This is a genomic window from Dyella nitratireducens (genome assembly GCF_014642835.1).
Classification (GTDB): Bacteria; Pseudomonadota; Gammaproteobacteria; order Xanthomonadales; family Rhodanobacteraceae; genus Dyella_B; species Dyella_B nitratireducens.
The window spans coordinates 279722-291790 of the sequence record NZ_BMJA01000004.1; the positions used below are offsets into that span (position 1 = coordinate 279722).

At 58.4% G+C, this 12069-nt stretch carries 9 protein-coding genes; 6 read left to right on the forward strand and 3 right to left on the reverse strand.

The annotated features are described in order from the left end of the window. Window position 1: 1 nt before the first annotated feature. Window positions 2-1273 carry an efflux RND transporter periplasmic adaptor subunit gene (locus IEX75_RS19990; protein WP_188797039.1) on the reverse strand — a complete coding sequence of 424 codons (1272 nt, stop codon included), beginning with the start codon at window positions 1271-1273 and terminating at the stop codon, window positions 2-4. Between the two features lie 452 nt (window positions 1274-1725). Then, window positions 1726-2601 carry a DMT family transporter gene (locus IEX75_RS19995; protein ID WP_188797040.1) on the reverse strand — a complete coding sequence of 292 codons (876 nt, stop codon included), beginning with the start codon at window positions 2599-2601 and terminating at the stop codon, window positions 1726-1728. A 324-nt stretch (window positions 2602-2925) separates the two neighbouring features. Here IEX75_RS19995 and IEX75_RS20000 point away from each other — a divergent pair, with 324 nt between their 5' ends. The 6 genes from IEX75_RS20000 (at window position 2926) to IEX75_RS20025 (ending at window position 11143) form a co-directional block, all read left to right on the forward strand. Then, entirely contained in the window at window positions 2926-4107 is a 1182-nt protein-coding gene (locus tag IEX75_RS20000; RefSeq protein ID WP_229720986.1) for a hypothetical protein, read from the forward strand. Window positions 4108-4155: 48 nt separating this feature from the next. Next, entirely contained in the window at window positions 4156-5580 is a 1425-nt protein-coding gene (gene aldA / locus IEX75_RS20005; RefSeq protein ID WP_188797041.1) for an aldehyde dehydrogenase, read from the forward strand. A 3-nt stretch (window positions 5581-5583) separates the two neighbouring features. Next, entirely contained in the window at window positions 5584-6885 is a 1302-nt protein-coding gene (locus IEX75_RS20010) for an MFS transporter (RefSeq protein WP_188797043.1), read from the forward strand. After that, window positions 6882-8099 (forward strand): mandelate racemase/muconate lactonizing enzyme family protein, encoded by a 1218-nt coding sequence (locus tag IEX75_RS20015; protein WP_188797045.1) that lies wholly within the window; start codon window positions 6882-6884, stop codon window positions 8097-8099. The genes IEX75_RS20010 and IEX75_RS20015 overlap by 4 nt, the downstream gene beginning before the upstream one ends. A gap of 21 nt (window positions 8100-8120) precedes the next feature. Beyond that, complete coding sequence (locus tag IEX75_RS20020; RefSeq protein ID WP_188797047.1) at window positions 8121-9734, forward strand: GMC family oxidoreductase; 1614 nt, start codon at window positions 8121-8123, stop codon at window positions 9732-9734. Window positions 9735-9973: 239 nt separating this feature from the next. Further along, window positions 9974-11143, forward strand: a complete 1170-nt coding sequence (locus IEX75_RS20025) for an acyl-CoA dehydrogenase family protein (protein ID WP_188797049.1) — start codon at window positions 9974-9976, stop codon at window positions 11141-11143. Window positions 11144-11229: 86 nt separating this feature from the next. On the opposite strand, the gene IEX75_RS20030 is transcribed toward IEX75_RS20025, so the two are convergent. Beyond that, window positions 11230-11919 carry an SDR family oxidoreductase gene (locus IEX75_RS20030; RefSeq protein WP_229720987.1) on the reverse strand — a complete coding sequence of 230 codons (690 nt, stop codon included), beginning with the start codon at window positions 11917-11919 and terminating at the stop codon, window positions 11230-11232. Window positions 11920-12069 lie beyond the last annotated feature (150 nt).

Consider the following 12069-nt stretch of genomic DNA (forward strand, 5'->3'; position numbering starts at 1 on the left):
ATTACGACGCGGAGGAGGTAGAGCCGGCATCCGAGCCGGTTTTGTGCCTGCGTTTGCCGCCTGTATGCGATGCACCTGTCGACGATGACGATGCCGGTTCGCCCGCACTGCTTGCGCCAGCAGGATGCGCTTGCGCCACGCGGATCTTCGCACCATCGCTCAAGCGATCCGTGCCATCCGTCACCACCGTTTCGCCGACGGAAAGGCCGGCGAGGATCGCGGTGTATTTGCCGTCGCTGGGGCCTGGCGTCACCTTGTGCACGGACACGGTGTCATCGCTATTGACCAGGAACACGTAATTGCCGGGAGCGCCGGTCTGCACAGCGGGCGTCGGCACCAGCACGGTGTTCTGCAAGGTATCCACCAGCAACTGCGCGTTGACGAATTCGTTGGGATACAGCGCTTCGTTGTCGTTGGGAACCGTCGCGCGCAGCGTTACCGTACCGGTGCTGGTGGCCATCTGGTTGCTGATGGCATACAGCGTGCCGGTGGCAATCTGCTTGGTGTTGTCGCTGTTGAACACTGTGACCGGCAGTTTCGTGCCGGTGTTGTAACGATCCAACACTTTGCCGAGCAAATTTTGCGGCACGGTGAACTGCACGGTGGTCGGCTTCATCGTGGTGATCACCACGATGCCGGTGGAGCTGGACGGCGTCACGTAATTGCCTGGATCGACCAGGCGCAAGCCGACCTTGCCGTCGACCGGCGCAATGATATGGCAGTAAGTGAGATCAAGTTCGAATTGCGCAATATTTGCCTGATCCGCTTTGACAGCCGCTTCGTATTGCTGGACCAGGAACTTCTGGTCCATATAGGTCTGCTCGGCGATGGATTTCTTCTGGTAAAGCTGTGTGTAGCGGGCAAGGTCGGTGCGGGCCTGGTCGAGCGTCGCCTGATCCTTCGCGAGCTGCGCCTGGGCCTGTTCCTTGCTGATCTCGTATTGGCGCGGATCAATTTGGGCCAGGAATTGGCCTTTCTTGACATCCTGGCCTTCCTGGTACGCCACCTCGGTGAGGTAGCCACTCAGCTGCGGCAGCACCGTGACGGTGGCCAGGGGTGTGACCGTGCCGAGCGAATTGATGATTTCCGGCATATCCCCCTGTTTGGCGGTGGCCACGCTCACGACCTGTGCGGGGCTGCCAGTACGCGCCGCCGGGCGATTAAGCAGATGAAAAACCACCAGGGCAATGACCACTACGGCAATCGCCACCCCGATCCACAGGCCGCGCTTGCTGCGCGAGTGTCCGGCTGTTCGCGGAGTATCCGCACTCATAACCATCTCCAGATGCCGGCTCCTGACTTTGCAGGAGCGCTTTTCGTTTTCAAATGCAGGCCACCAGCGATTTTAGGCGGCGGTAGTCCGTCAACGCGACGGTCGGATTGTTCCTTAACGGCTCGTCGCTGGCATGGTTGACACCGTCCGGTGTCACCTTATTTTCAAGCGATGAATTAACTCATTGGCACACCTGTACAAACATGCCATCTGGGGGTTTTTGCGGGCTCCATATTGTGATAGTGGGCGTCACAGGTGTGTGGCGTGCACATGCTTACAGCAACATAGCCACGATGTCTTAGGCTGGACTTAGACCATAGCAGTAGATGGGGCCGCCCAGGTCTTGATTCGGGGATGACCCAACAGCATTCGAGGCGGCGTGGTTGGATTACGCTGCGTCAACCAACCTACAAACGGTTGCGTATGAAAGCAAAATCGCTGCCGCACACAACTCAAACAATCTTCTGCCGCCGCCACCATGGCGTGACTTTCTCTTCGCGCACCAGCGTGAACAGGCCGGCACCGAGAATCATGACAATGCCGATCAGCATCGGCCAGTCGAGCTTGTCACCGAACAGCCAATAGCCGAGCCCGATGGCCCACAGCATCTGGCTGTACTGCGTGGGCGCCACGCGGTTGGCAGGCGCGATCAAAGTGGCATACATCAGCAGTATGCCGGCCAGTGCGGCGAGCAATCCGTAACCTGCAAGCAAGCCCCATTCATGCAGGTTCGGCCAACGGAAATGAGAAAGCATGAGCAGACCGCCAATGATCAGCGGGCCAATCACGCCAGCGCCATAAAGACTGATGCGCTTCTCATGCGGACCGGCCATGCGCAATGCCACCACTGAGGCCGCGGCAAACAGCCCACATACCAGACCCGCGATATCGCCCACGCCCAATGCACGAAAGCCTGGCCGCAGCACCACCAGCACACCCATAAAGCCCACGAACACCGCCGACCAACGCCGCCAGCCGACGTGTTCCTTCAGGAAGATCACCGAGAGAATGGTCACGAAGATCGGCATCAGGAAGATCATCGTGAATACCTCGGCCATCGGCAGCAGCGTAAAAGCCGTAACCGAAGCGATATTGCCGCCTGCGCCCGCCAACGCGCGTACCCACCACAAGGATGGACGCTGCGCCGTCACCACGTCGCGCCAGCGATCGCCTTTTTTCATGATGAATGGCAGTGCTGACAGCCCAAACACGGCGCCAAAGAACACGGATTCATAAGGCGGTATCGAGCCGTGCAACGACTTTACGAACGCGTCGCTGATCGCGTACGCCGCGAAACTGGCGAAACCTAGAAGGATACCTTTGATCATGCGGATTCCGGGGTTGCAGCAGGGCGAGCATCGCGTGCGATCAGCAGCCGTATGGATGTCTGCTGGTTCCGCACCGGCCACACGCGAAGAACCTCCTGCGAATGGCCTGTGCAGCATACCTTGGAAGGTGGGAATGACAAGGCGGCGAGACGTGTGCCGATCCATTCCGCGCAGCTATGCCTACGCGCCCTGGGGACTGTGACGGGTACCGCCGGATAGTCGAGTAAACGAGCATGGTTTTCGAAACCAAGCTTGGTTGCAGCGGTGTGGCAGCTATCGACGGTAGCCACTTGTCCTTTACTTATCTGCAGGGACGCTATTGACGTGCTTTATAAACGTTTGCCAGCGCGCATCGCAGGCTTGCTGCTTCTGTTGCTATCCGGTTTCAGCTCGGCCGCTTTTGCGGTCAATGTCACTGACCATTGGGATGTCGGCGGCGCTGTGCGTTTCCGCGCCGACCAGGAGAGTCGCAGGAACATCCATAACATCGGTATCGATACCGTCATGCTCAGTACCGCTTACAAGTCCGACTCCTGGATGGGTGCTGCGAGTTACCGCTGGTACGGGGCTCAGTATCCCTACCACTACACCGAGCATTTCGGCGACATCCAGTTTCTGCAATACGCATGGATTGGCTACAAGTTCAATGCCGAGCGCGAACTTCACGTTGGCTTGAACAAAGTGCCCTTCGGCCTGCAGCCGCTCTATAGCAGTTCGTTCTGGGAAACGCTGGGCAACCTGATCGGGATGGAAGACGTCTACATGGTCGGCGTCAAGTACATGCAAAGCCTGGGTGACTGGCATTTGCAGACGGGTTATTACGCGCGCCCCATGTGGCCGGGCCAGGGTACCAGCAACGGCACGACGTATTCCGTCGTCGTTACACCTGCTGACCCTGGCGTGGTCGGCGGCAACCGTAATCAGGAACGCAATCTGTTCGTTGGGCGCTTGGCGCGCGACTTTGTACTGGGTGACTGGAAAAGCGAAGCTGGCGTATCGGTGCTGGGTTCCGATCTGTACAACGACGACACCCATCGCAACGGGCGCCGCTACAGCTATGCGTTGCACTACGCGGGCCAGAAAGATGGTTGGGGCACGAAGTTGCAGTACGCGCGCCAGGATATGGCGCCGAAAAATCCAGATGGCGAACAAGTCATCACGGTTGGCGGTTATGACGGCACCTTCAACATGGCGACCCGCGGCAACCTCTATGTCGGCGACCTGAGCTATCGGCTTGCTGACAGCTACTTTGGTGGTTGGCTCAGTAACGTGAAGTTCTACGGGATGTACAGCATGTACGAGAAGTCCAATCCCGATTTTCGCAATTCGCAACGCTTCACTCTAGGGACCTCTTTTTCTGTAAAGCCCTTGAGCATCTACATCGAATGGTTGAATGGCCGCAACGACCCATACATCGGCGGCAGCAGTTACACGCAAAGCCTTGCTGCGGGCGGTTTCGACCGCTGGCGAAGCAAGCTGTATATGAACATCGCCTATTACTTCTGACGGCATGGATGGAAGCGATAGTTATCAAGGAACCGATCTGGAGTAGTCATGCGCAAGGAATCGAGTTACATCAACGGGCATTTCGGTGCACGGAATGACGAGTCATTTATCGACGTACGTAATCCCGCAACAGGTCATGTGATAGGTCGAGTTGCCGAGGCGGATGAAGCGCAGATTCACTTGGCTGTTGCTGCGGCGGCACGTGCGCAGAAGCCGTGGGGGAAATTGCCCGCCGTGGAACGCGCAGGCTATCTCCGCAAATTGGCCGATGCCTTGGTAGAGGATGCGAGCAGCATTGGCGAAACGCTTGCGGGTGAATCGGGCAAAAGCACGGAAGACGCCCGCAACGAAACTCTCTATGCGGCGGAAATGACCCGTTATCACGCGGAGTGGGCTCGCCGTATCGAAGGCGAGGTTATTCCCAGCGATAACGCCTACGAGACGATCCTTTTGCAGCGCGAGCCGATCGGGGTGGTCGCCTGCCTGATCCCATTCAACTATCCGGTCTACACGCTGCTGCGGAAGATGGCTCCGGCGTTGATCACCGGCAATACCGTCGTAATACGCCCCAGCAACCACACGCCGCTGAGTGCATTCGATATTGCGCGCGCTGTCGACAAAGCCGGATTACCACCTGGCGTCGTCAACATCCTGGCCATGCAGCATGCCCAGGCGGCAACGCTGTGTACGCATCCAGCCGTAGGGATGATTACCCTCACGGGAAGCGTAAATGCCGGGCGCACCGTACTGGAGTACTGCAAGGCGAATATAGCCAAGCCATCCCTCGAGCTTGGGGGCAAGACGCCGGTTATCGTCGAACCTGATGCCGATCTTGAATCGGCAGCTAGTGCCATTGTCGCTTCCAAGACTACGCATTGCGGGCAGCTGTGCACAGCCATCGAACGCGTTTATGTGCACAGCAGCATTCACGACCGTTTCCTTGCGTTGCTACGCGGCAAGTTTGCCGCCGTGCACATCGGCAATCGAGCCGAAGATCCCAGCCGCATGGGACCGCTGATCAGTGATCGCGCGCGCCAGGAAATCCACGCCAAGGTTCAGCGTGCCGTTATTGATGGCGCCCTGGTCGAGACGGGTGGTTTTCTGCCGGAAGGCGAGGGTTTCTTCTATCCGGCCACCTTGCTGAGCCACTGCCGTCAGGGCATGGAAATCGTGCAGGAGGAAACCTTTGGGCCGGTGCTGCCCGTGCTTCGCTATGACACCCTCGACGAAGCCTTGCAGATGGCGAATGACCATCAATTCGGTTTGTCATCGGTGCTTTATACCGAGCAGTACCGGGTGGCCCTGAAGGTCGCGCATCACATCGAGGCGGGCGAGCTTTACATCAATCGCATGCCCGCTGACCCCTATCAGGGTTTTCACGCTGGCTGGAAGCGTTCTGGCCTAGGCGGCGATGACGGCAAGCACGGCATGCTCGAGTTCACCCAGACCCGCCTTGTCGTCATGAGGTATTGATGCATGGATACGAAAGTACATCGTGTTGGGCAAGCAGCCAAAACTCCGAACGACAACACGTTCTACCGTTATTCCCAGCTTGCGCTGCTGGTGATTGCGGCGGGCTCCATTTATCCGGTGCTGTATCTGCGCCAGATCTATCAAAGCAGCATGCTGGTCGCGTTGAATATCGATAACCAGCAACTGGGTTATTTGTATTCCGGTCTTGGTACGGCATTCGTGCTCAGCTACCTGCCAAGTGGCTGGTTGGCGGACCGTTTGCCGCCCAGGCTGCTGATTTGTATTTCATTGCTGGGCACTGGTTTGCTGGCGCTGTGGTACGCCACCTACCCGAGTTACGGTTATCTGCGCATCATCTTTTTTGGATTTGGTATCACCACCGGCCTCACGTTCTGGGCGGCCTTGCTGAAACGCCTGAAAACCCTGGCCACGAAGGAAGAGCAGGGGCGCTTCTTCGGCATGCTCGATGGCGGGCGTGGCCTGATCGAGGCATCGCTGGCCACCATCGCGCTGACGATGTTCACCTACTACACGAAGACGCAAGGCGAGTCGCTCGGTGACGGCTTCCAACGCGTGCTTCACCTGTATGCCTATCTGTGTTTGGCACTTGGCATCGTTTTAACCCTGCTGCGTGATCCGAACAAAACCAACGTCGCCAAAGAAACCAAGCAACAGAAGAAAGGGAGGCTGCTCGACGACCTGAAGACACTCGCCAGGCTTCCCGAGTTGTGGCTGATGACGACCATCGTGTTCTGCGGCTATCACTTGTTCTGGGCGACTTACAGCTTCTCCGCCTATCTCGAGCAAGGGAGCTTGGGGCTGACTGCGACAGTTGCTGCCACCATCACCACTGCCAAGATGTGGATGCGGCCTATTGGCGGCATTGGCGGTGGTTGGCTCGGTGACCGCTTTACCAATCTGCGCGTGCTCACGATCGTATTGAGCCTGGGAACGTTAGGTATCGGCGGACTGATCCTGGCGCCCATGCTGCATAGCGTGGCGCTTGCTGCCGGCCTGATATTGTTCATCGGTTTGATGGTGTATGCCATTCGCGGCTTGTATTGGGCCATTCTCGATATCTGCCATGTGCCGGCACACACTACCGGGTTGGCGATCGGCATCGTATCGGTCATCGGCTATTCGCCGGATATCTTGCTGCCGCTCATTAACGGTTGGGCCACGCAGCATTTTCCGGGCACGCCCGGTTACCAGATTTACTACTCCTACATCGCCACCGTGGGTGTGTTTGGCGTGATCGCCGCGCTCACCCTCAACAAGCGCATTGCCAAAAGGAAGGCAGCATGAAAATCATCTCGCTGGAAACTTACGTTGTTGCCGTTCCGCCGCCGCACATCGGTGGCATGTACTGGCTCTTCGTAAAGCTAAAGACCGATAACGGCATCGAAGGTGTGGGCGAAATTTATTCGGCCACGTTTCATCCCAAAGCGATGGTGCCGGCGATCGAGGATACCTTCCAGCGTTATCTGCTCGATCACGATCCGCATCATGTGGAGCGCTTTTTCCGGCAGGCGTATTCCAGTGGCTTCACGCAGCGTCCGGACCTCACCATGATGGGCATCGTAAGCGGTCTGGAAATGGCTTGCTGGGACATCATCGGCAAAGCGGCCCACAAACCGGTATACGAACTGCTTGGCGGCAAGGTCAATGAGCGCTTGCGTTCCTACACCTACTTGTATCCCGTCAACAGCAAGGGCGAGTACGACTACAGCGATCCTGACCTGGCCGCCGAGTACGCTGTGCGTGCTGTAGAGCAAGGATTTACTGCGGTGAAGTTCGATCCGGCCGGCCCATATACCGCATATTCCGGCCATCAGATTTCGCTGGAAGTGTTGGAGCGTTGCGAAACCTTCTGCCGCAAGATTCGCGACGCCGTAGGCAATCGTGCTGACCTGTTGTTTGGTACGCACGGGCAGATGGTGCCTTCTTCTGCGATTCGCCTGGCAAGGCGCCTGGAGAAATACGATCCTCTTTGGTTCGAAGAACCCATCCCGCCGGGTCAGGAGGATGCCATGGGGCAGGTAGCCGGCAAAACCACTATTCCAATCGCCACCGGCGAACGCCTCACGACCAAATATGAGTTCTTTAAGCTGCTGCAGGCCGGCGGTGCATCGATCCTGCAGATGAACGTGGGACGCTGCGGCGGGCTGCTGGAAGGAAAGAAGATCGCCAGCATGGCCGAGGCGTTCTATGCGCAAATCGCACCGCATCTCTACAACGGCCCCATCGGCGCCGCCGCCAGCTTCCAGCTCGCTGCGTGCACGCCGAATTTCCTGATCCAGGAAAGCATCGGTACTTGGCACGGCTTCCATGCGGAAGTTCTGAAAAAGCCATTGCAGTGGGAAGACGGCTACATAATTCCGTCCACTGAGCCGGGCCTGGGCGTGGAATTGAACATGGACGTCGTGCGCGCCCATACGCCTTACACAGGCGATCGCCTGCATCTGCAGATGGCAGCCAAGCCATTCGACGTGAAAGACAGCGCGCCCGCGCGTGGCTGACCCCGCTTGCAGTAGGCACTCATGATTTACGACTACATCATCGTTGGCGCCGGCTCCGCCGGCTGCATCCTGGCCGATCGCCTCAGCGAATCGGGAGAGCATTCGGTGCTGGTGCTGGAGGCCGGCGGCAAGGATGATTCGCCATGGATCAAGATGCCCGGCGGTTTCGTAAAGCTGTACTACGACCCGCGGTACAACTGGATGCGTTACTCCGAACCGCAACCAGCGCTGGCCGGCCGCAAGCTTTATCAACCGGCGGGCAAGGTGCTGGGTGGTTCAGGTTCCATCAACGCCATGATCTACGTGCGCGGCCAGGCGCATGATTTCGACGATTGGGCCTCAAACGGCAACGACGGCTGGTCATGGCGTGATGTGCTGCCTTACTTTCGCCGGCTGGAAACACATCCAGCCGGCGATACTGAATATCACGGTGGCAGCGGACCGATTCACATCAGCACGATGCGTGGCAAGACGCATCCTGTCTGCGACAGCTTCCTGGCTGCCTGCGATGAATTGGGCTATCCGCGTAGCCCCGATTTCAACGGCGCGCAGTTCGAAGGCGCGGGCATCTACGACCTCAATACGAAGCATGGCCAGCGCTGCTCCAGCAACGTCGCCTATTTGCATTCGGCCAAAACACGCCGCAACGTCACCATAGAAACGAACGCGACGGTGGTGCGTGTGCTGTTCAACCAGCACAAGCGCGCCATGGGCGTGAAGGTGCGGCAGCATGGCATCGAGCAGGATATCCATGCCCATCGCGAAGTGATTCTCGCGGCTGGTGCCGTAGGTACGCCAAAAATCCTGCAACTCTCCGGTGTGGGCGATCAGGCGTTGTTGCACGAACATGGCATTGAAACGCTGCATCACCTGCCAGCGGTGGGCGAGAACCTGCAGGATCACCTGTGCGTCAGTTACTACTACAAGGCGAACGTTCCCACCCTCAACGGACTGTTCAGCTCGCCATGGGGCAAGTTGAAAGTAGGCTTGCAGTATTTCCTCATGCGCAACGGTCCGTTGACGATGAGCGTCAATCAATCCGGCGGCTTCTTCCGTGGCGATGCCTCCGAAGCATTTCCCAACTTGCAGCTGTATTTCAATCCGCTGTCCTACCAAATACCCAAGAGTAGCCGGGCGACAATCAAGCCAGAGCCTTATCCGGGCTTTCTACTGTGCTTCAATCCATGCCGCCCAACCAGCCGCGGTACCGTGCGCATTGCTTCCCGCCACGCGGAAGACACGCCGTTGATCGATCCGAATTACCTGAGCACGGAAAAGGACATCAGCGAAGCCATTCAAGGCAATCGCTTGATTCGCCGCATCATGCAGGCCCGCGCGTTGCGCGCTGTAACCGTGGAGGAAACGCTGCCGGGTCCGACAGTGGATGACGATGTGTCTATGCTGGATTACTTCCGAAACCATTGCGGCTCGATCTACCACCTTTGCGGCAGTTGCGCGATGGGCGGTGATCCTTCCAGCTCGGTGGTGGATCGTGCTTTGAAGGTGCATGGCCTGCAAAGCCTGCGTATCGTCGATGCATCGATCTTCCCCAACGTCACCTCCGGCAACATCAATGCGCCGACGATGATGGTGGCAGAGAAGGGGGCGGGGCTGATCCTGCGAGACAACACCTGAGTACCCACATCCTCGTAGGTTGGGGGTGTAACCCCAAACACCGCTATGCATGACGCGACGATGTTGGGGTTTGCACCCCAACCTACGAAGATCACCCGGCAAAGGGCTTTGGATCGTGAAAGCAAAGCCCGTCTTAACATTCGGCTGGCGCCAGGCTGACGGCTGCTGCACCCCGGCATGACCGGAATTAGCGGCCACGGCTACAATGTAGGGCTTCCCCGACTGTTCCTGGAACTCCTATGGCAGCCCGCTTGAACCCGCTCGACCTCTACGACGTCCGTTCCCTGCTCACCGACGAGGAGCGCATGGTGCAGGACACGGTTGGGCGTTTTGTCGACGAAAAAGTGCTGCCTATCATCGGCGATTGCTTCGATCAAGGACGTTTTCCCGGGGAGCTGATTCCGGAAATCGCCAACCTCGGCCTCCTGGGCGCCACCATTCCCGAGAAATACGGTTGCGCCGGCATGAACGGCGTCAGCTATGGCCTGATCTGCCAGGAGCTGGAGCGCGGCGATTCCGGCCTGCGCAGCTTTGCTTCGGTGCAAAGTTCCCTGTGCATGTATCCAATCTACGCCTATGGCAACGAAGAGCAGAGGATGCAGTACCTGCCGAAAATGGCGGCGGGCGAAATCATCGGCTGCTTCGGCCTGACTGAACCGCACGGCGGCTCCGATCCGGCCAATATGAAGACCAACGCCAAGAAGGACGGCGGCGATTGGGTCATCAACGGCGCCAAGATGTGGATCACCAACGGCAACCTGGCGCATATCGCCATCGTGTGGGCGCAGACCGAGGATGGCATCCAGGGCTTCATCGTACCCACCGACACCAAGGGCTTCACGGCGCAGGAAGTGCACAAGAAGATGAGCTTGCGCGCGTCAGTCACTTCCGCGCTGTTCCTCGACAACGTGCGTGTATCCGACGCGCAACGCTTGCCGAACGTCAAAGGCTTGAAGGGGCCGCTTGGCTGCCTCACCCAGGCACGCTACGGCATCACCTGGGGCCCGATCGGCGCCGCGCAGGCCTGTCTGAAGGAAGTGATCGATTACACGCAGGAACGCGTGTTGTTCGGCCGCCCGCTGGCCGCGAACCAGGCGATTCAGTTGAAGTTGGCCGATATGGCTCGTCGCATCACCACCGCGCAATTGTTGTCGCTGCAGCTCGGCCGCCTGAAGGACGCCGGCAAGATGGAGCCGACCCAGGTGTCGCTGGCGAAGTGGAACAACGTGCGCATGGCGCTGGACATTGCGCGCGATTGCCGTGACATGCTCGGTGGCGCCGGCATCACGGTGGAGCACTCGGCGATTCGTCATGCGCTGAATCTGGAATCGGTGATTACTTATGAAGGCACCGAGACGGTTCACCAGTTGGTGGTGGGACGCGAGCTGACGGGTATCAACGCATTCTGAAGTTTTCCTTGCAGGAACCGAATCCCGGCTTTCGCCGGGATAGCGGCAGGAAAAATGTTCTTCGTGCGGATGCTGACACGCGGCGTTCAAAACGCCTGGCCAAGAGCACGCACGATCACTTCGCTGACATCGACATGATCGGGCTGTTGAAGAATCCAGAGCACCATCCGGGCGACGTCGTCGGGCGACATCATGGCATCAGGACGTTCGGCCCAAAGCGGCGTATCGACGTGACCGGGTGCCATCACGCACACGCGCACGCCCGTCCCTACGAGCTGCTGGCGCAGACTTTCAGCCAGGCCGGTAACCGCCCATTTGGTTGCCGTATAGAGGTTGCCCGGATAAACCTTGCGTCCCGCAGTGCTGCCGGTGAAAAGAAAATGCCCCCGTGTTTTCGTCAACGCGGGCAACGTCGCCTTGATCAGCAATGCAGCGCCAAGCACGTTGGTCATGACCATGTCGCGCCACGATTCGGGATCTCCGGTAAGCAGATCTCCACGCGAGGAAAACCCGGCGTTGGCGAAGGCGACATCAAGTACCCCGAAGTGCGCCTGGCAAGCTTCCACGGCACGTTGCGTCTGGTCCCAGGAGGAAGCATCCACCACGTCGCCGACAATGCGCTCGCGCGATGTGCGATCAAAGGAATCCAGCCATGCTTGCAGTCGTTCCTTGCTGCGGCCGGTAACGTAGACGCGATGGCCCTGTGCGATGGCCTGTCGAGCGGTGGCGGCGCCGATACCGCTGGTTCCACCGGTAATGAATAGCGTCTTATGCATGATCATCCTTGTGCTTGAGGGAGTTTTTCATTCTCAGGCCGGGCACGTGTAACATGAAGGAGTTCGCATCGACCCTTACAGAGTGTCATGGCGATACCCTACGCTCACGCGATCATGCATCGCAGCATGGTCAGCAACGCTGCCGTATTG